Annotated in this window: 21 protein-coding genes; 11 read left to right on the forward strand and 10 right to left on the reverse strand. The window is 32.1% G+C overall.

Annotated features, from left to right (window positions below; translation table 11 throughout):
* A complete protein-coding gene (gene rpsG / locus JM82_RS02540) occupies nt 1–477 on the reverse strand; it encodes a 30S ribosomal protein S7 (RefSeq protein WP_028283867.1) in 477 nt (158 codons plus the stop codon).
* A gap of 21 nt (nt 478–498) precedes the next feature.
* Complete coding sequence (rpsL, locus tag JM82_RS02545) at nt 499–873, reverse strand: 30S ribosomal protein S12 (protein ID WP_145000916.1); 375 nt, start codon at nt 871–873, stop codon at nt 499–501.
* Nucleotides 874–1,053: 180 nt separating this feature from the next.
* Here rpsL and JM82_RS02550 point away from each other — a divergent pair, with 180 nt between their 5' ends.
* The 7 genes from JM82_RS02550 (at nt 1,054) to rlmB (ending at nt 10,186) form a co-directional block, all read left to right on the forward strand.
* Nucleotides 1,054–2,748: a hypothetical protein gene (locus JM82_RS02550; protein WP_145000918.1), complete on the forward strand. Its 1,695-nt coding sequence runs from the start codon at nt 1,054–1,056 to the stop codon at nt 2,746–2,748.
* 119 nt (nt 2,749–2,867) lie between these two features.
* Complete coding sequence (locus JM82_RS02555; protein WP_145000920.1) at nt 2,868–5,930, forward strand: SusC/RagA family TonB-linked outer membrane protein; 3,063 nt, start codon at nt 2,868–2,870, stop codon at nt 5,928–5,930.
* A gap of 12 nt (nt 5,931–5,942) precedes the next feature.
* The gene (locus JM82_RS02560) at nt 5,943–6,566 is read left to right on the forward strand and encodes a SusD/RagB family nutrient-binding outer membrane lipoprotein (RefSeq protein ID WP_145000922.1); all 624 of its coding nucleotides are present in this window, start codon (nt 5,943–5,945) and stop codon (nt 6,564–6,566) included.
* On the forward strand, nt 6,532–7,431 hold the full coding sequence (locus tag JM82_RS02565; protein WP_145000924.1) for a SusD/RagB family nutrient-binding outer membrane lipoprotein: 900 nt from the start codon (nt 6,532–6,534) through the stop codon (nt 7,429–7,431). The genes JM82_RS02560 and JM82_RS02565 overlap by 35 nt, the downstream gene beginning before the upstream one ends.
* 19 nt (nt 7,432–7,450) lie before the next feature.
* On the forward strand, nt 7,451–8,350 hold the full coding sequence (locus tag JM82_RS02570; RefSeq protein WP_145000926.1) for a hypothetical protein: 900 nt from the start codon (nt 7,451–7,453) through the stop codon (nt 8,348–8,350).
* Nucleotides 8,351–8,363: 13 nt separating this feature from the next.
* A complete protein-coding gene (locus JM82_RS02575; RefSeq protein WP_145000928.1) occupies nt 8,364–9,377 on the forward strand; it encodes a hypothetical protein in 1,014 nt (337 codons plus the stop codon).
* Nucleotides 9,378–9,451: 74 nt separating this feature from the next.
* Nucleotides 9,452–10,186 carry a 23S rRNA (guanosine(2251)-2'-O)-methyltransferase RlmB gene (gene rlmB / locus JM82_RS02580; RefSeq protein ID WP_145000930.1) on the forward strand — a complete coding sequence of 245 codons (735 nt, stop codon included), beginning with the start codon at nt 9,452–9,454 and terminating at the stop codon, nt 10,184–10,186.
* Here the strand turns inward: rlmB and JM82_RS02585 are convergent.
* Nucleotides 10,181–10,933, reverse strand: a complete 753-nt coding sequence (locus tag JM82_RS02585; RefSeq protein WP_145000932.1) for a rhomboid family intramembrane serine protease — start codon at nt 10,931–10,933, stop codon at nt 10,181–10,183. The genes rlmB and JM82_RS02585 overlap by 6 nt on opposite strands.
* Nucleotides 10,934–11,176: 243 nt before the next feature.
* Here JM82_RS02585 and JM82_RS02590 point away from each other — a divergent pair, with 243 nt between their 5' ends.
* The gene (locus tag JM82_RS02590; RefSeq protein ID WP_145000934.1) at nt 11,177–12,454 is read left to right on the forward strand and encodes a replication-associated recombination protein A; all 1,278 of its coding nucleotides are present in this window, start codon (nt 11,177–11,179) and stop codon (nt 12,452–12,454) included.
* Here JM82_RS02590 and JM82_RS02595 read toward each other — a convergent pair.
* From JM82_RS02595 to radC, 4 genes are read right to left on the reverse strand one after another with little or no spacing between them, the layout of a single operon-like run.
* Nucleotides 12,451–13,302, reverse strand: a complete 852-nt coding sequence (locus tag JM82_RS02595) for a hypothetical protein (RefSeq protein ID WP_145000936.1) — start codon at nt 13,300–13,302, stop codon at nt 12,451–12,453. The genes JM82_RS02590 and JM82_RS02595 overlap by 4 nt on opposite strands.
* Nucleotides 13,303–13,304: 2 nt before the next feature.
* Nucleotides 13,305–13,997, reverse strand: coding sequence for a YjjG family noncanonical pyrimidine nucleotidase (locus JM82_RS02600; protein WP_145000938.1), 693 nt, complete (start codon nt 13,995–13,997; stop codon nt 13,305–13,307).
* Nucleotides 13,981–15,279, reverse strand: a complete 1,299-nt coding sequence (locus JM82_RS02605) for a polysaccharide deacetylase family protein (protein ID WP_145000940.1) — start codon at nt 15,277–15,279, stop codon at nt 13,981–13,983. Before JM82_RS02605 ends, JM82_RS02600 begins: the two co-directional genes overlap by 17 nt.
* Before the next feature lies 1 nt (nt 15,280).
* On the reverse strand, nt 15,281–15,979 hold the full coding sequence (radC, locus tag JM82_RS02610; protein ID WP_145000942.1) for a RadC family protein: 699 nt from the start codon (nt 15,977–15,979) through the stop codon (nt 15,281–15,283).
* A gap of 74 nt (nt 15,980–16,053) precedes the next feature.
* On the opposite strand from radC, the gene JM82_RS02615 reads away from it, so the two are divergent.
* Nucleotides 16,054–16,647, forward strand: coding sequence for an FMN-binding negative transcriptional regulator (locus JM82_RS02615; protein ID WP_145000943.1), 594 nt, complete (start codon nt 16,054–16,056; stop codon nt 16,645–16,647).
* A 10-nt stretch (nt 16,648–16,657) separates the two neighbouring features.
* Nucleotides 16,658–17,026 (forward strand): DUF1304 domain-containing protein, encoded by a 369-nt coding sequence (locus tag JM82_RS02620; RefSeq protein WP_145000946.1) that lies wholly within the window; start codon nt 16,658–16,660, stop codon nt 17,024–17,026.
* On the opposite strand, the gene JM82_RS02625 is transcribed toward JM82_RS02620, so the two are convergent.
* On the reverse strand, nt 17,023–17,730 hold the full coding sequence (locus tag JM82_RS02625; protein WP_145000947.1) for a uracil-DNA glycosylase family protein: 708 nt from the start codon (nt 17,728–17,730) through the stop codon (nt 17,023–17,025). The genes JM82_RS02620 and JM82_RS02625 overlap by 4 nt on opposite strands.
* Nucleotides 17,731–17,848: 118 nt before the next feature.
* Between JM82_RS02625 and JM82_RS02630 the strand changes: the two genes are divergently transcribed.
* The gene (locus JM82_RS02630; RefSeq protein ID WP_145000950.1) at nt 17,849–17,986 is read left to right on the forward strand and encodes a 30S ribosomal protein THX; all 138 of its coding nucleotides are present in this window, start codon (nt 17,849–17,851) and stop codon (nt 17,984–17,986) included.
* Here the strand turns inward: JM82_RS02630 and JM82_RS02635 are convergent.
* Nucleotides 17,976–18,314: a hypothetical protein gene (locus tag JM82_RS02635; protein ID WP_145000952.1), complete on the reverse strand. Its 339-nt coding sequence runs from the start codon at nt 18,312–18,314 to the stop codon at nt 17,976–17,978. The genes JM82_RS02630 and JM82_RS02635 overlap by 11 nt on opposite strands.
* Nucleotides 18,271–19,029, reverse strand: a complete 759-nt coding sequence (gene yaaA / locus JM82_RS02640) for a peroxide stress protein YaaA (protein ID WP_145000953.1) — start codon at nt 19,027–19,029, stop codon at nt 18,271–18,273. Before yaaA ends, JM82_RS02635 begins: the two co-directional genes overlap by 44 nt.
* Nucleotides 19,030–19,198 lie beyond the last annotated feature (169 nt).

Genomic DNA, 19,198 nt, shown 5'->3' on the forward strand with positions numbered 1-19,198 from the left:
TTAAAATCTAAAGTGAGAGAATGCTTTGTTTGCTTCAGCCATCTTGTGAGTATCTACACGTTTTTTAACTGCTGCTCCTTCTTCTTTAGCTGCTGCTAAAATTTCTGATGCTAAACGCAATGCCATAGATTTTTCGTTTCTCTTACGAGAATAACTAATTAACCATTTCATTGCAGTTGAAACCTTACGATCTGCACGTATTGGATTAGGTATTTGAAATGTTGCTCCTCCAACTCTACGACTACGTACTTCTACGTGAGGCATAACGTTTGATAACGCATCTTTCCAAATTTCTAAAGCTGTTTTTTCTTCGTCTGTCTTCTTTGTATCTACGATGTCAATAGCATCATAAAACACTTTAAAGGCTACAGACTTCTTTCCGTCCCACATCATCATGTTAACAAATCTAGTTACTAACTGATCGTTAAAGCGAGGATCTGGTAAAAGCGGTCTTTTTTTCGCTGCTCTTTTTCTCATGTCTTCTTCTTAAGTTTTTAATTAACTTTTAGGGCGTTTTGCACCATACTTAGATCTACGTTGTGTTCCTCCTGCAACACCTGCTGTGTCTAAAGCACCACGAACGATGTGATATCTAACTCCTGGTAAATCTTTTACCCTTCCACCTCTAACCAATACTATCGAGTGCTCTTGTAAATTGTGACCTTCTCCACCGATGTATGCATTTACTTCGTTTCCGTTTGTTAAACGAACCCTTGCCACCTTACGCATTGCTGAGTTAGGTTTTTTAGGTGTCGTTGTATAAACACGAGTACACACACCACGTCTTTGAGGACACGAATCTAAAGCAGCCGATTTACTCTTCTTGGTTATTTTGGCTCTTCCTTTTCGTACTAATTGTGAAATTGTTGGCATATAACTTTAATATAATTTTATGTTACCTCTCTTTAAGAGGGGTGCAAATGTAGTGATTATATTTAATTAATCAAATCATAACACATTAATTTTCAATAGAATTTAAAAATAAATCAAAGCACCATATTATATAGTAAGAATTTTGCGTTATTTTATCCTCTAAAACATAATTATCACATCTTGAATCTAAAAACAGCAACATCAATACTTTTTATTCTTCTATTTCAATTTAGTTGGAGCCAAGAATTAGTTTTAAATATTTCTGGAGTTGATTCAAATGATGATAAAATAATTTCATTTTATGATTACACTAAAAAACACGAAACCTTACAGTCTTTAGAGGATGAAATAACACTATTTCAAAATAAACTTAAGAAGAACGGTTATATTAATAACACACTTTTTAGTATTACAGAAAATAAAGACTCAGTTTTTTCAGTTTTACTACAATTAAATAACAAAATAGAATTTTTAGCTATAACACTAGATAGCTCTATTACTGAGCAAAACTATTATTCAAAATTGAATTTAAAAATAACCAAAGACAACGAGGTCATAATTCCCTATAGCAATATAGAGAACGAACTTATAAAGTATAATAAAATAATAGCCTCAGCAGGCAACCCCTTTTCCACATTAAAACTAAGCGACATTATTAGTCGTGATCAAAACACATTAACAGCTAAACTTATGATTAGTGATGACGACAATAAAAGAAGTCTTGATAAAATAGTAATTAAAGGATACGAAAAATTTCCGAAGTCCTTTTTAAAACGTTTTTTGAAAATTAATAAAAACAAGATCTTCAATATTGAGGCCATTAATAAAAAAACAAAATCACTAAACAATTTAAGTTTTGCAAGACAATCAAAAAGTCCTGAAATATTATTTACTAAAGATTCAACTCACCTGTACCTTTATTTAGAAAAACTAACCAGCAACAATTTTGATGGATACATTGGATTTACCACAAACGAAAACACAGATAAAATTGAATTTAACGGATACCTTGATTTAAGCTTAAATAATAATTTAAATTACGGAGAAACCTTGTACCTAAATTACAAGAGCGATGAAAGTGACCAAAAAAATTTCAATCTTACAACCACTCTACCTTACATATTTTCATCGCCAATAGGCATTGAAGCATCGTTACAAATCATAAAACGAGACTCCTCTTTTATAAATACAAAACAAAAAGGAAACCTTTACTACCAATTAAACGACGCTAATCGCATATATGCAGGGATTGAATCCACCGAATCGAGCAACTTATCAAACACCGAAGATTTTACTAACATCACCGACTTTAATAGCCAACTTTTCACCATAAAACATCAATACAAAACATTACAAAACGCAGAAAGAATTTTCAAAACAAAAACCGATTTAAGTTTAGAGTTTGGAACAGGCTCTAGAAAAACAACCACAAACAACACTAAGCAAACCTTAATAACCATTATTGGAGAGCACATATTTAAATTAAATCACACCAACAGTATTTATACTAAAGCACTAATACATAGACTTGAATCTGATAATTATTTTGACAACGAACTATATAGGTTTGGAGGAATAAATAACATTAGAGGTTTTACAGAAAACAGCCTAAGTGCAAACAGCCTTAATATGCTAACGACAGAATATAGGTACACGTTAAGCGAAGGCGTGTTTGTAAATACAGTTTTAGACTATGCAAACTTTAAAAACCAACTACTAAACCAAAATGAAAATATTATAGGTTTTGGCTTTGGATTTGGCGTATTAACAAACAGCGGATTACTACGTTTTATATACGCTAATGGTAAGACAGAAAATGAAACAGTAAAATTCTCAAATTCTAAGATACACCTAAGTTTAACTGCTAATTTTTAGGTAAAACTTATGTTATTATTGAATATTTCAAAAAAAAAATGAAATTTTAACCAATAAATATTGTTTAATTAACTTTTTATTATGATTTTTGGCATAGACTAATTCAAATAAATTATAAAATGAAAACAAAGTTTAGTGGAATTTTAACGCTATTTCTAGCGTTTGTTGTGCAACTATCGTTCGCACAAGACAAAACAGTTTCAGGAGTTGTTTCTGACGAAAATGGGTTGCCTTTACCTTCGGCAACTATTGTAGTTAAAGGAACTTCTCAAGGAACGACAACAGATTTTGATGGTAATTACTCTATTGGTGTAACAACTGGTGGTGTTTTAACATTTAGTTATGTTGGTTACGGTACTAAGGAAGTAAAAGTTGGTGCTAGTAACAGTATTAATGTAAGCCTTGAGCCTGATAATGCTCTTGACGAAGTAGTAATTACCGTTTTAGGTATTGAAAGAAAAGCGGATGAGCTTACTGCTGCTACTGAAACTGTAGACGCAGAAGTGCTGACACAGGCTTCTAACCCTAACGTAATACAGAGTTTAGCTGGTAAAGTATCAGGATTAAAAATTAACACAACTAATAACGGTGTTAATCAATCAACTCGTATTGTATTAAGAGGTAACAGATCGTTAACAGGTAGTAACGAAGCGTTAATTGTAATTGATGGAGCGATTTCTTCAGCAAATACTTTAGCAAATCTTTCGCCTGAGATCATTGCATCTACAAACGTTATTAAAGGAGCTGGAGGTAGTGCACTTTACGGTTCTCAAGGAGCAAATGGTGTAATCATCGTTACTACTAAAAGAGGAACTAGTGATGAAAAAATCAAAATTGATTTTAACAGCTCAATTCAATTTGAGTCAGTTTCTTTCTTACCAAAAAGACAGACTAAGTACGGTCAAGGTTGGAATGGTGGTCACGTAGCATATGAAAATGGAGGATGGGGTCCAGAATTTGATGGATCAATAATGCCTGTAGGTTTAGCGCAAGCTGATGGATCTTACATTATGGCACCATATTCTGCTATTGAAGACAATATTAAAGATTTCTTTAAAACAGGTACAATTAAGCAAACAGGAGTTTCTATCTCAGGTGGAGATGCAACATCTTACGCTTTATTATCTGTTAACAGACAAAACACTGATTTTGTTGTAGATGGAGATGAATTAGGTAGAACAAACATCTTATTTAAGGCTGGTAAAACAATCGGAAAATGGGAATTAGGTGGTAACATTAACTATGTTAACTCTAAAACAAGTACTACTACTTCTGCTTTATTTACTGAGTTATTACAAACTGCAACTAACATTCCTGTTGGACAGTTTTCTCAACCTTTAAATCAATACCACTGGACATCATATTACAGAAGTCCATACTGGATGAGAGATAACATCAGAAACAATGATGAGTCTGATCGTTTTAACGGTATCATCAATTTAAAATACCAAATTAACGATAACATTAACGTAAGTTCTCTTTCAAGTTTAAGAACTTTTAGCAGCAACTTTTTAGGATATACTAATGGATATACTGACCTTTTAGGTGTTGGTGGTGGAGATCACTCTACTGTATCTAACTTTAGTACAAACAATCAAGAATCTAAGAATATCTATAACGATATCTTCTTAAACTTTGATTATATGTTAAATGATGATGTTTCATTAAAAGCAACATTAGGTAACAACATACAAGATAACTTATCTACATTCACAAGTGTTGCAGGTAGTAACTTAACTATCCCTGGTTTTTATAACATTGACAACATTACAGGAACACCAACAGTATCTAACAGTTCTTCTAGAAACAGAAGTTATGCTGTATTTGCAAGTGTGGATTTAGGATATAAAGATTTCTTATTTGCTACTTTAACAGGTAGAAATGACTGGACTTCAAGATTAAATAGTGATAACAACTCTTTCTTCTACCCAAGTGCAGGTTTATCTTTTATCCCAACTAAAGCATTCCCAGAATTAAAAGGAGATGTTTTAAACTACGCTAAAATATCAGCTAACTACGCAAGAGTAGGTAATGATCGTGTAGGAACTTATGAAATCAACAATACTTACAACCAAGTTAGTGGATTCCCTTTTGGAGGTCTTAACTCTTTTGGTGTAGACACAAGTGTAGCAGATCCAAACTTAGTTAATGAGTTTATTACAAACAAAGAGATAGGTTTAAACTTAGCATTCTTTAAAGGAGACCGTGTAACAATTGGAGCTTCTTACTATGTAACAAATAACACTGACTTAGTAACAAACGTTACTTCATCTACAGCTTCTGGATTAACTCAATCTACAATTAACATTGGAGAAACAGAAACTAAAGGTTACGAAGTTGATTTAGGTATTACACCAATCAGAAATGATAACTTTAGATGGGACTTAAACTTTAACATTGCTTCTGATGAAACAATCGTTAAGAAAGTATCTGATAACACTGATGAAGTTTCATTAGGAAACGGAAACGCAGATGTAGGTATCTTCGCTACAGTAGGTGAAGCTTTCCCTTTAATTAAAGGTACAGGTTACCAAAGAGATCCTAATGGACGTGTCTTAATTGACCCTTCTACAGGAAACCCATTAAAAACGTCTGAGTTTATTAATTTAGGAGTTGCAAACCCTGACTATGTATTAGGATTAAGTACTTCTTTAACTTATAAAGGATTTAGATTAGCTGGTGTATTTGATTACAGAACAGGAGGTCAATTCTGGGCTGGTACTAAAGACTGGTTATCATGGAGTGGACACTTAGTAGAATCTGCTGAAAACGGAAGAAGAGGATTTATTTTCCCTAACTCTGCTATCGAAACTTCTCCAGGAGTTTATGCTGCTAACACAAACGTTGTTACAGGTGGAACTACTTACGCTAACTACTTAGATTATTTCTCTAATGAATATAGAGATGTATCAGAAAACTTTGTATTAGATGCAACTGCATTTAAAGTAAGAGAGCTTTCATTAAGTTATAGCCTTAACCAAAAAGCATTAGATGCTATTGGATTTAGCTCAGTAAGAGTAGGTGTAAATGCAAGAAACCCGTTTGTTGTATTACCTAAAGAAAACAGAGGATACGCTGATCCAGAATTCTCTAACACTACAGGAAATGCTCAAGGTTTAAGTGTATCTGGACAATATCCAGCAACTAGAAGTTACGGACTAAGTGTTAATTTAACTTTTTAATAAAATTCAAAGATGAAAACAAAATTTAATATTATATTATTAGTAATTCTTACAATTACTATGTCATGTAGTAATTATTTGGATATCAATGACAATCCAAATAGTCCATCTGCAGATGTTGTAACGCCTGATTTAGTATTAGCAGGTGCATTAGCATCAACATACAGACAACAAGCTAGAAGAATGAACATTCTAGGAAACGTAATGATGAACAGATGGGGAGCTAACGTAAATGCTTTTACAGGTGGTTTCTCTGAAGAATTCTCATTAGCGATCGACAATGGATTTTACGATGACATTTACGATGGTCTTTATTTAACGACTGCTAACTTTCAAGCAATCATAGATTACGATGGTAGTGAGTATAACAACCATAAAGCGATTGCTAAAATTATGAAAGCATATTACTTTCAGTATTTAGTAGATTTATATGGTGATATTCCTTACACAGAAGCACATAAAGGTATTGATAACTTAACACCTTCTTATGATGATGATGCTACGATTTACAGATCTTTAGTAACTGAAATTGATGAAGCAATTGCTTTAATAGCTTCTTCTGGATCAGCAACAGCTGTAGGATCAGAGGATATCGTTTACGGTGGAGCAATGTCAAATTGGGCTACTTGTAGGTAACACAATTAAATTAAGACTATTATTAAGACAAGCAACTAAAGCTTATACTTTAGGAAATGACGCTGAATTAGCAACGTATTTAGATGCACAATTTGCTGCACTAGATGGTAGTAACTTTATTGCAGTTGATGCTGTAATTAATCCAGGATATTCTGATGGACAAGTTGCACAACAAAATCCATTTTACGCTTTAATGTTCTCTAATGATGAGTCTACTTCAGTAAGTTATAATTTTTACAGAGGATCTGATTACGCAATTGAATTCTTAAAAGGTAACTTCCCTGGAGCTGTACCAGATGCTAGATTAAGTGCACTTTACGGATTAAATGATGATGACCAATATGTTGGACATACACAAGGTTTTGATGGTACTCAATCTCCAGAAAGTCTTTCTCCAATTGGACCAGGTTTAGTAATAAACTCTGCTCAAGATGGTTATTTAATGACAGCTGCTGAATCTTTCTTATTACAAGCTGAAGCACAATTATTAAGTAAATTAAGTGGTGATGCTCAAACATCATTTCAAGCTGGTATTGATGCGTCTTTCAACTTATTTGGATTAGATTCTTCTACTTATAACCCAACTGCTCCAACTATTGGATGGGCTGGAACAGATGCTGAGAAAACTGAAGCTATCATGAGACAAAAATGGGTTGCTTTAAATGGAATTAATGGTTTAGAATCTTATATCGAGTTTACAAGAACTGGATATCCTTCAGGAATACCTTTAGCTACAACAGCGCAATCATCAACTAGACCAAAAAGATTATTATATCCTTCGTCTGAGTTAATATCAAATGCTTCTAATGTTCCTCCAGTAAGCAGTGCACAAGCATTTGCAACAGGACCATTCTGGGCACAATAAACTATAAAAAAGAAAAGAAATGAAAAATTTAAGAACTTATTTGTTAGCAGTTTTAAGCTGCTCGCTTTTAGCATCATGTATCGTTGATGACGAAATTGATGTAGACAATGAAACATTTAACGGTCCTTTAGTAGTTGGTTTTAAAACTGACGATAACTTAGGGAACTTTGTTGAAGAGCCAGGTGCTCAGTTTGATTTTGATATTCCTGTTCACCTTATTGGTGGACAATCAGGACAACCTTCAGGATCAACGATCACTATGTCTTATGAAATTGGAACATTTGCAGATTTAAAAATATCTGACGATGAATTAGCTGATTTAGAAACAATGTTAGATATTAATAATACACCACTTGATCCAAGTGATGATGTTAGAAAATATCCTATAGCTGTTCCTGGAACACATTTTGACTGGGTTGATACAACTTTAGAAACAACTATACCTGCTAACTCAACATTTGATTTAATTCCAATTAAAGTTAATAACGATGCTTTAGATAATGCAAAAACTACTGTTTTTGTAGTTAACCTAAAAACATTAGTAACAGTAGATAACGTAGTAATTTCTGAGCAATTAGAATCTACTTTAGTAAGATTACAATTATGTCGTACTGATTTAGCTGGAACGTATAGTGTAAACTATGCAACACCTGCTAACCACACGATTGTACACTTAGGAGCTGGTAACTATGAATTAAATAGTATGTTTGGATGGCCAAACAACACTTACAAGTCTTACTTCTATGCTTGTGCTGGTAACTTAATCTTTACTGAATGGCAATTTTCTAACGAAATTATCCAAGGTAGTCCAGGTTATGTTGACCAAGCTACAGGACAATTAGTATTCCCTGAATTTGGTATTGGTGGATCTGCTGGACCTATATATTCTGGAAGTACTTGGATATTAACTTTACAATAAAAAATATAAGACGATGAAATACATTAAAAATATATTATTATCATGTACTGTTGTAGCGCTTACATCATGTGTTAATGATGATGTAAATTACACTACTACAGATAAGCCTACTGTATCTATGACAGGGCAATCTGCTACTAGTATAATGGAAGGAGAAACAATTACTGTTTCTTTAACAACAGATGCTACTTATAAAGAAGAAATGGACTTTAAACTAGAATTAGTTTCTGGTGGTTCTAACTCTGACTATATTGTTAGCGATGCTGACGGATTAGCTACTGGTGCAACATCTGTGGATGATGGTTTTGGAGCGTTTGGTTACAAAATTGAATTTCCTGCATATGCAGAAAACCATACTTTTAACATTACTGCTGTACAAGACGTTCTAAAAGAAGGTACTGAAAATTTAAGATTTAAATTAACAAGTGCTGACAACAAAAATGGATTAGCTGCAGGTGGAGCTATCTTTATTGACCTAGAGGTGACTAACTTTGTTAGTGATTTACCATCTATCGTTGTTGATTGGGATATCCCTGTAACATATGTTACATTAGAACAAAACATACTTGAAACAACTTTAGATGATGTAGAGGTTTCTCATACTGAAAGTTTATGTGGTATTGCAGATTTCGACTTTTATTTAAACTCTTTTGATGCTTATGCATTTACAGGTGATTGTCCTGAAGTTGTTGATCAAAACACAGTTAATAGTGGTAGTATCGGAAACGGTGTATTAGCTGATGGTACATATGACTTAGTAGTTGACTTATGGGATTTCGACTTAGGTTTAGATGCTGATGTTAATGAAGTGTTAACTGGAGATTTTGCATTTCCTTTTAACGTTGAAATTTCTCATATTGGAACTTTTAACTCTGGAGTAATAAATATTCCTGCATTATATTTTTCAAATTCTTCAACTAGCGCAGCTGCTGGAGGATCGGGAGAAACTGTAGTTGCTACGATTGAAGTAGTAGGTGGAAAATATAAAGTTTACGATATGTTAGGTGAACTAGTTGCTGCTGAGTAATTATTATATTTCTTTTACAAGAAACTCATTAAAGAGCCTGCAATTTGCAGGCTCTTTTTTTATACCTTTGCGTCATGGATAAAACAACTCAAATATTTGGACTTAGAGCTATTATTGAAGCTTTAAATGCTGGCGAACATGTAGATAAAGTCTTTTTGCAAAAAGGACTTAAAGGCGACTTGTTTCAAGAATTAGAAACGGTATTAAAAGACAAGAGAATTAACTCGTCTTACGTTCCGGTTGAAAAATTAAATAGATTAACAAAAAACAATCACCAAGGTGCTGTTGCACAAATTGCTCCTGTTAAGTTTTATGATATTGAGGAATTGTTTGACATGGTGTCTAAAAAAAATACAACTCCGCTTTTTTTATTATTAGATCAACTTAGTGATGTTAGAAACTTTGGTGCTATAATACGTACTGCAGAATGTACTGGAGTAGACGGAATAATAATACAAAGTAAAGGTGCTGCTCCTGTAAATGGTGATACTATTAAAACAAGTGCTGGTGCAGTATTTAAAGTGCCTATTTGTAGAGTGGATCACATTAAAGACGCTGTGTTTTTTCTGCAAGCGTCAGATATTAAAGTTATTGCTGCGACAGAGAAAACGGATAATACATTATTTGATGTTTCGTTTAAAGAGCCCTGTGCTATTATAATGGGATCTGAAGGTCGTGGTATAAATCCATCTATATTAAAAATAGCTAATGAGAAAGCTAAACTACCTTTATTAGGTGAAATAGAATCTTTAAATGTTAGTGTTGCTTGTGGTGCCTTTTTATATGAAGCGGTAAGACAACGTCTATAACTCTTTATTTTTTTTATAAGTATAACTAATAGTAACAGGAAGCGTTACTTCTGGAAGATTATTTTCAGGTAACTCCTCCTCTACTGTGGTTTCGATAAAATTACCGTTTTCATCAAAATGTTTTAAAAACTCGTCATCGTCTTCGTTGTAATCGGGTTCTTCCCAAACATACCTTTTTGGTTTTGCTATTTGTTTTCTAAAAAATAAAGCAAATACTAATCCCACGATTAAACCACTTAAATGACCTTCCCAAGAGATACCTTCCTCCAAAGGAATAGTATTCCATATCATACTACCATATAAAAAAGCGACTAGTAAGGACAATGCAATTAGCCTATAGTGTTTGGCAAAAACACCTTTAAAAAAAACAAAACTAGCTAATACATATATTAATCCGCTTGCTCCTATGTGGTAAGATGGTCTACCAATGCACCAAGTTAAAAAACCAGATAATAGTATGCCATACAACAGTACTTTAAATGCGATAGGTCTATAAAAATAAAACAAGGCTGTACTTAACACAAATAAAGGTATGGTATTATGCCATAAATGGGAAATCCCAGAATGTATAAACGGACTGCAAATCACGCCTATTAACCCTGTTATTTTTTGAGGATAGATGCCTAAAAAATTAAGGGAAAATCCAAACCTAATTTCGATAGCAAAAATTAACCATAGCAATATTACAAACCCTATTGGATAAGCAATAACGTCTATGGTAAACTTAAAAGGTTCTTGTTGTTTCATTTGCAATACATATAGCAAATAGTTAACCACTTTTAATGTCTTGCAATAATGTCAGTCGGTTACTGCGTGAAGGATTACTCATGAATACTATTTAGAAAGAAATCGTGATGACTTCGTAATTGAATGATTTGTCTAAAATCCTTTTTGCCTTAGCAAAAAGATTGAGTAATGAAAGCCAGACTTTTTTGTTAAGAATGCGCAAAAAAGACACGCCTAAACAAAATTTAATTTAATTTTACAGTTATGAACACGCCTTTAGCAGAACGATTACGTCCACAAACTTTAGACGACTATATAAGTCAGTCACATTTAGTAGGTCCAAACGGGACTTTAACCAGTCATATTAATCAAGGCATTATACCTAGTATGATACTTTGGGGACCTCCTGGTATTGGAAAAACAACGTTGGCTAATATTATTGCGCAAACCTCTAAGCGTCCTTTTTATACTTTAAGCGCAATTAGCTCTGGTGTTAAAGATGTGCGAGAGGTTATTGAGAAGGCTAAAAATAGTGGTGGTTTATTTACTGCTAAAAACCCAATTTTGTTTATTGATGAGATTCATAGATTTAGCAAATCACAGCAAGATAGTTTATTACAAGCTGTAGAAAAGGGTTGGGTAACGCTAATTGGTGCAACGACTGAAAATCCAAGTTTTGAGGTAATATCGGCATTATTGTCACGCTGTCAGGTTTATATTTTAAAAGCTTTTGAAAAAAGTGATTTAGAGGACCTTTTAAAGCGTGCGATTGAAAAAGACGAATACTTATCTAAAAAGACTATAAAACTTAATGAAACGAGTGCCTTATTGCGTTTGTCAGGTGGTGATGCTAGAAAACTTTTAAACATCTTTGAACTAGTTGTTAATAGTGAGGATAAACCTATTATTACAATAACAGATGCTATGGTTTTAGACAAGGTACAAAATAATACTGTGCGTTATGATAAAACTGGAGAGCAGCATTATGATATTGTGTCTGCTTTTATAAAATCCATTAGAGGTAGCGACCCAAATGCTGCTGTGTATTATTTGGCTAGAATGGTTGAAGGTGGTGAGGATGTAAAATTTATTGCTAGACGTATGCTAATTTTAGCTAGTGAAGATATTGGTAATGCTAATCCAACTGCATTGGTTATGGCTAATACAACGTTTCAGGCTGTAAGCACGATTGGTTACCCTGAGTCTAGAATTATATTAAGTCAGTGTGCCACTTATTTAGCAAGTTCGCCAAAAAGTAATGCTGCTTATATGGCTATTAACCATGCTCAACAATTGGTTAAACAAACAGGAGATTTAAGTGTGCCTTTAAATATTAGAAATGCACCAACTAAATTAATGAAAGAGATTGGTTATGGCGAAGACTACAAGTACAGTCATAATTATGAAAATAATTTTGCTAGTCAAGAGTTTTTACCAAAAGAGGTTAGTAATACTAAGTTATACGACCCAGGAAATAATGCTAGGGAAAATGCCCAACGCGACTTTTTAAGGTCACGTTGGAAGGAAAAATATGGTTACTAAAACTTAATATTAATTGCCTTTATCTGTAAGTCATTATTAACGTAGTGTGCCAATACCCATTGATTATTCATTTTATAGATTAAAGCGTCTTGTCCTTTTACAATGTAATAATCCTCTTTACCTGAAAATAGAATAGTATAAACAACAGTGTTATTTGCGTCTAATAGATTATAACTAAATACAGATCCTGTTATTAATTGGGCTTTTAAGGTGTTATCTGCTGTAGTAGCTGCCTCTAAATTACTATTGGATTTGACAGCTGTATTGGTTGCTTTAACAACCTCATCTTTAGTTTTATCTATAGCTGTTACTTTAGGACTCTCTTCAGTTACTTTATTAGCTTTTAAAGTTTCTATTTCTTGTTTTAGCGCTTCCACTTGCGTTGTTGTACTATTTTCTGTTGTCGCTTTATAGGTGTGCTCAAAACTTGAAAAGGTATTAAATGCATTACGTGTTGCTTCGTTATAGGCTACGATGTACTTTTTATCTCTAGACTCGCCAATATCCGAAGTAAAGACAATTTCTTTTTTACAGTTTTCAAATTGGACGTTTACTTTGGTCTTAAATAATGAAGATGAATTTTTTAATGTTGCATACAATACTAAACAACCATTTGCTATAGCATCGTCTGGTAAAACATCGGTATTACTAAATACAGTGAAATTTTGTTTTTGTAATAAAAACGTAGTCAAACCATTTAATCTATATTGATCAGGTTCTGACTGAAAATCAAATTGATTAGCAACTACAACATACTTGTAATTATTTAACTTGTCTTGTGCGTTGACACTTGTTAGTAAGCTTACTAACATAATAACAATTACACTTACTTTATTTGAAATTTTCATAATTATAAATATTTTTTAATGTCTAATAAATGATTAACAACCTTAATTTCTGGACTAATTTCTGCTTTGTGGTAATTAAAACAAATGGCATCCAATCCAATATCTAATGCGCCTAAAATATCTGCTTCATAATTATCTCCTATCATGATACTGTTAGCTGAATTGGCATTAGCTAACTTTAATGCAAAATTAAAAATTTGAGGGTTAGGTTTTTTAACACCTGCAACCTCTGCACTTGTAACTGTAGTAAAATAATGATCTAACTTAGATCCTTTTAATTTATTGTTTTGTGCTTCCTTAAATCCATTTGTAATAATATGTAAATTATATTTGGTTTTTAGGTAATCCAACAACTCTACAGTGCCATCAAATACATGATTAAAACTGCTTAGATGGTTAATATAATCTTCAGACAATGTGTTAATCAAATCATCTTCAATGCTAAATTGTAAAGCATCGAAGGTTTCTTTTAATCTATTGTAACGCAAATTGTCTTTAGATACTTTTTCATCTCTATATAATTTCCAATATTTAAGATTTATGGGTTCGTAAAATTTTAAAAAATCGGCTAATTTAGTATTAACCTCATGTTTCTTAAAAAGAAAATCAAAGGTTAAAGCAGAGTTTTTGTCAAAGTCCCAAAGCGTATGATCTAAATCAAAAAATATATGTTCTACTTTATTTTTTTTTAACATCTAACATAATATTGAATAAGGTTTTAAAATGTTTCCAACGTTCTTGTTTATTAAAGGTGTAGTTATGAAACACAGGTACAAAAGTACCATTTACATTTTTGATACTTTTAATTAATCTTTTTAAAGATTGTTGTTTATCTAATAACGAGTGATATTTTAAAAATGCAAAATCTAATGCTTGATAAGGGACAATTTTAAGCGGTGTTTGCACTTCAAAATCTACATCATAAAATAAAAATGGAGTACACGTTCCGGCTCTAAACCCTAAATGATTAACGTAACCCATGGTATAGTCTTCAGGAATTTCTAACTCCACTAAATTACGATATGATTCTGGCAAATTAACTTTAGAAAACGAGTGTCTAGAACCCACTATAGCATTGTTTATAATACCCTCCATTCTTGTTTTTTCTTCTTTTAATAATTCCAAATTAGTTAAAGCAAAAAAAGAGGTCTTGATACCTATTTTGCAATAATCTGCAATGTGTTTGATTAACGAAATAAACTTTTGCTTTTGAGGATTGATATTTTTATCATAGGTTGAAAAATCGCCTAATAAAAAGAAAAACACAAACTTATATTTTGAAGCTTTTTGCTTATTAATAATATACTTGTAATTATCCAATGGATCACGCTTAAAACCGGTTAAAACCGAATAACGCTCGTACAAGCGTCTAAATTTAAAAGTAAAAAAATCTTTAAACGTACCTCCTACAGTGCGCATTATTCCTTTTAATTTATACTCGTAAGCCATAGGAACATCAATAACAGGAATTACAGTATACTTTTGTTCTGGAAAGCTAAAATCTGGATAAGTGGCTTGTAAAATAGCTTTAAATTTGTATGCCCAAATATCTACTACAGGTTGGTCTAAAAAATTGTTTTTATATGCTAAACTCTCTTCTGCTGTGTAGCGTCCAAACTCGTCTTTAAGATGTGGTAAATATTCTTCATACCTACTAATTAAATAAAAAGAGGCTGCAAAAATATCAAATGGCACTGCACTTTTATCTCCTGTTGGAAAAAAACATTTTGTGTATTCCCAAGGTAAGACTGTTATGTCAATATCTGATAATCCTTGCTCAAATAGCAACTCATTGCTACGCACAAAAATCTCGTTACTTAAAGGCTGTCTTGTATAAGACATTTTTAAACTATCATGTGCAATAAACTCTTCAATAACAGTAGTAAAACTAACAGGCACTCCTAAAATTCTAGTACAAATTTGTTTAAAAACATACTTTACTCTAGGTGTTATTTTATGTGTATAAACTAATAGCATATTACAGTATAGATTGATCTGCAAAGCTAAAATAACTTTGCTCTGTAATGATTAAATGATCTAAAACTTTTATATCTAAACTTTGTGCTGCTAATTTTAATTTTAAGGTCACATCCTTATCTGCTTGACTAGGTTTTAAAGTTCCTGAAGGATGATTGTGTGTTAATATTAAGCCTACTGCTCCAACCTCTAAAGCTGTTTTTAAAACCAATCTAGTGTCTACTAATGTACCTGTTATTCCACCTTTACTTAGTTGACTTTTGTGAATTACTTTATTTGAATTATTTAAATAAATTATCCAAAACTCTTCATGTGGTAACTCGCCAATAATAGGTTGCATCAATTCAAATACAGATTTACTAGAGGTTATCTTCTTTCTTTCTAGTGCTTCTCCTCCTCTACGTCTACGTCCTAGCTCCAAAGCTGCAATAATAGTTATTGCTTTGGCTTCCCCAATTCCCTTAAACTCCATTAATTGTTTTATGGTCAGTTTTCCTAATTGGCTTAAATTATTGTCTGTAGACGCCAGAATACGCTTACATAAAGCAACAGCACTTTCTTGTCTATTACCAGATCCTATTAAAATGGCAACCAACTCGGCATCACTTAAGGCGACTTTACCTTTGTAAAGTAGTTTTTCTCTAGGTTGATCGTCCTGAGACCAGTTTTTTATTGAAAATGAAGTACTTTTATCAGACATTTTATAAATCTACACAATATTTAGTAAATTTTAAATGAAATAAAATACTTTGAACTTATAACCTTATAAATCTATTGTATCCTCCAGCAAAACATCAAGAAAATGATAAAGGACACTTATTAGAAGTGATAAAAACATATCCTTTAGCAACTATTATATCTGTAAAGGATAACACTCCTTTAATTACACATTTACCATTAATATATCGTGAAACTGATGGTAAATTAATTGGCCACATTGATATATATAATCCACAGACTAATCTTTTAAAGGATGAAAACGAAGTCACTATCCTTTTTTATGGCCCACAATGCTATATATCGCCTAGCATATATACAACTACTCAATTACCAACTTGGAATTATATTAGAGTACATTTAACTGGAAAAGTGACTAAAATTGAAAGTACTGAAGCTTTAAAACAATCTTTGATTACCATGACTGAATTTTTAGAAGCTCCAGAACACAACTATGTTTTGGAGTCCGACAATCCTAGATTAGATAAAAATTTAGAGTATATTAAAATGTTTGAAATCACAATAGACACTTGGGAAGGTAAGTTTAAATTGTCTCAGGATAAAAAACCAAAGGATAAGGAAAATGCACGCGAAGCCTTAATAAAAGCTAACCAAGAAAGCATTAAACAATTTTTAGATTCAATTTTTTAAAAAGATAATTATGGATATACTATTAAACCTTGTTATTGGATTTGTAACGTTGTTACACGTATACTTTTTATATTTTGAAATGTTTGCTTGGGAAACTACAGGTCGTAAAGTTTTTAAAACTTTTCCAAAAGCGCTTTTTAAACCTACTAAAAGCATGGCTGCCAACCAAGGTTTGTATAATGGGTTTTTAGCTGCTGGATTATTATGGACTTTTTTTATAACTGATCAATACTGGCAATCCAATATTAGATTGTTTTTTTTAAGTTGTGTCGCTATTGCTGGTATTTATGGAGCGATGAGTGTTTCTAAAAAAATATTTTTTGTACAAGCACTTCCTGCTATAATAGGCATCCTATTGGTACTATTTATTAATTACTAAAAATACTCACTATACTGCATGACCCTAAAATCAAAAGTATTAAAACTTGGGTCTTTAGCTTTTAACTGCTTATATAATGGATTGCTACCAATAGCGATATTTGCTGCTCCAGATCCTGAGGTTAATGATACAGTTTTAATTAATCGCTCTTTTTTATTACTGAATAAATCAGCTTTAATGTTATCAACTGTGTTTACAGCATTTGGTAGCATAAATTGATGAATTTTAGGCGTGATTTTGGATACCAACTTTAAAGAAATATTATAGTCTTTAATATGTTTTCTAAAAAAATATTCAGGTCCATTTTTGCTGTTACCTCCTGTAAATAATAAGGTGTCAATATTTGGATACTTTAGTAAATAACCAATTAAATCGCGTAGATGTATATTGGTCATGCCTAGGTCTGAAGCATCTATTTTTTCTCGTTCTGCACTAGCTACAATATCACAAACACCAATTTTATTTTGAATTAAAAAACGCTTTCGTTGTTGGATGGCTTCTTGAGAGTTATCATAACGTAAACCTAAACTGTGAATTTTATCAATATATAACCACAAACTGTTATAATAGCTTCCATAGCAAAAGTCTACATCTTTTTCTAATAACTGTCCAGTAGTAAAACGTGGTGGTGGTAAAGTACCGACTATTAGCTTGGTGGTATCTTTTTTAATAAATGGTGGATATGGATGTATATGTTTAAACATCGTATAATTTAAGTATAAAATAAAGTCCAAATAAATTTTATAACAACTTTAATAATATAACCTTGTTTAAAAATAGTGCTTTTACTACCTTATACTATAATTTTAAAATAAAAAAAACATGGGTAAAGGAGATAAAAAATCCAAACGAGGAAAAATTAATAGAGGTACATTTGGTACTAGACGTCCACGAATTAAAAAACGTGTAAAACCGGAAACCAAAATTAATGTGGACAAAAAAGATACGGTTAAACCTTAAACCGTTCTCCTATTTTTTTACCAACTACATAAGCACCATAAATTGCTAAAATCAATATTACTATAGTACAAAAAATATACAGTGGATATAGTATAAAGTTATGCTCTGAATTTAAACAGATAGTGTCTGTTATACAAACAGTAATTACCTGATCGTATAATTTAGGCAACACAAAGCTAACTAACAATAAAGCTGCTATTACAGAAAGTAAATACGTTACATTCTTATTTTTTTTTGGCTTCCCTGTTGCTTTAAATAAATCGCGTTCTGATTGAGTACGTTTATTATCTTGTAAAGACCAAGTCTTTTTGGGTTGAGAGGTTTCCATCAAATTGATAATTATTGTAGTTAAACTGTTTTAAATCTTCTATGGTTTGAGCGTTAGTATCAATAACGTATTTGGCCATTAAACCTCTAGCCTCTTTGGCATAAAACGATATTATTTTAAGTTTACCGTTTTTAAATTCTTTAAAATTTGCTGTTACGACTGGTACTTTAAGTGCTTTTGTATCTACTGCTTTAAAATACTCGTTACTGGCTAAATTAAGAAACACTTCGTCGTCTTCTAGCTCTTGGTTTAAGGCTTTGACTATATCTTTTTTCCAAAATTCATATAGATTTTTATTGCTTCCTACTGGCATTTTTGTTCCCATTTCTAATCTGTAGGGTTGTATTAGGTCTAACGGTTTTAAAACACCATATAAACCAGATAAAATCCTGATAGTATCTTGGGCAAGGTCTAACTTGTCTGCTGCAATATTATAAGCGTCTAACCCTTTATACACATCTCCATTAAAAGCATACATTGCTGGTCTAGCATTATCCTTTGTAAAAGGTAGTGCCCAATCTTGATTACGGTTATAATTTAATTGTGCTAAATTATCGCTAATACTCATTAATTGAGATAGGTCTTTAGGCTTTTGCTTTTTTAATACCTTATTTAGTTTTGTGGATTGCTCTAAAAAAAGAGGTTGTGTCGCTTTTACTGTAGGTAATTTGCTTTCAAAATCAAGCGATTTTGCTGGAGATATAACTAGTTTCATTGTGTTTTTATTTCTGATATAAAAATACAAATTATATGACCTTTATAAAAGCTGAAACTATAGTAATTTTATATATTAAAATGTGTGTTTACTATCGCTAGTCTTTGCGTTAGCGATAGTAATGACATCCTTTTTTTGCTGCCATATATGGCAAAAAAAGATATAATGG

Source organism: Olleya sp. Hel_I_94 (assembly GCF_007827365.1).
In the GTDB taxonomy this organism is placed as follows: Bacteria; Bacteroidota; Bacteroidia; order Flavobacteriales; family Flavobacteriaceae; genus Olleya.

Coding starts and splice junctions, on each gene's coding strand:
- rpsG (WP_028283867.1), bottom strand. CDS start 477: ATGAGAAAAAGAGCAGCGAAAAAAAGACCGCTTTTACCAGATCCTCGC.
- rpsL (WP_145000916.1), bottom strand. CDS start 873: ATGCCAACAATTTCACAATTAGTACGAAAAGGAAGAGCCAAAATAACC.
- JM82_RS02555 (WP_145000920.1), top strand. CDS start 2,868: ATGAAAACAAAGTTTAGTGGAATTTTAACGCTATTTCTAGCGTTTGTT.
- JM82_RS02560 (WP_145000922.1), top strand. CDS start 5,943: ATGAAAACAAAATTTAATATTATATTATTAGTAATTCTTACAATTACT.
- JM82_RS02570 (WP_145000926.1), top strand. CDS start 7,451: ATGAAAAATTTAAGAACTTATTTGTTAGCAGTTTTAAGCTGCTCGCTT.
- JM82_RS02575 (WP_145000928.1), top strand. CDS start 8,364: ATGAAATACATTAAAAATATATTATTATCATGTACTGTTGTAGCGCTT.
- rlmB (WP_145000930.1), top strand. CDS start 9,452: ATGGATAAAACAACTCAAATATTTGGACTTAGAGCTATTATTGAAGCT.
- JM82_RS02585 (WP_145000932.1), bottom strand. CDS start 10,933: ATGAAACAACAAGAACCTTTTAAGTTTACCATAGACGTTATTGCTTAT.
- JM82_RS02590 (WP_145000934.1), top strand. CDS start 11,177: ATGAACACGCCTTTAGCAGAACGATTACGTCCACAAACTTTAGACGAC.
- JM82_RS02595 (WP_145000936.1), bottom strand. CDS start 13,302: ATGAAAATTTCAAATAAAGTAAGTGTAATTGTTATTATGTTAGTAAGC.
- JM82_RS02600 (WP_145000938.1), bottom strand. CDS start 13,997: ATGTTAAAAAAAAATAAAGTAGAACATATATTTTTTGATTTAGATCAT.
- JM82_RS02605 (WP_145000940.1), bottom strand. CDS start 15,279: ATGCTATTAGTTTATACACATAAAATAACACCTAGAGTAAAGTATGTT.
- radC (WP_145000942.1), bottom strand. CDS start 15,979: ATGTCTGATAAAAGTACTTCATTTTCAATAAAAAACTGGTCTCAGGAC.
- JM82_RS02620 (WP_145000946.1), top strand. CDS start 16,658: ATGGATATACTATTAAACCTTGTTATTGGATTTGTAACGTTGTTACAC.
- JM82_RS02625 (WP_145000947.1), bottom strand. CDS start 17,730: ATGTTTAAACATATACATCCATATCCACCATTTATTAAAAAAGATACC.
- JM82_RS02630 (WP_145000950.1), top strand. CDS start 17,849: ATGGGTAAAGGAGATAAAAAATCCAAACGAGGAAAAATTAATAGAGGT.
- JM82_RS02635 (WP_145000952.1), bottom strand. CDS start 18,314: ATGGAAACCTCTCAACCCAAAAAGACTTGGTCTTTACAAGATAATAAA.
- yaaA (WP_145000953.1), bottom strand. CDS start 19,029: ATGAAACTAGTTATATCTCCAGCAAAATCGCTTGATTTTGAAAGCAAA.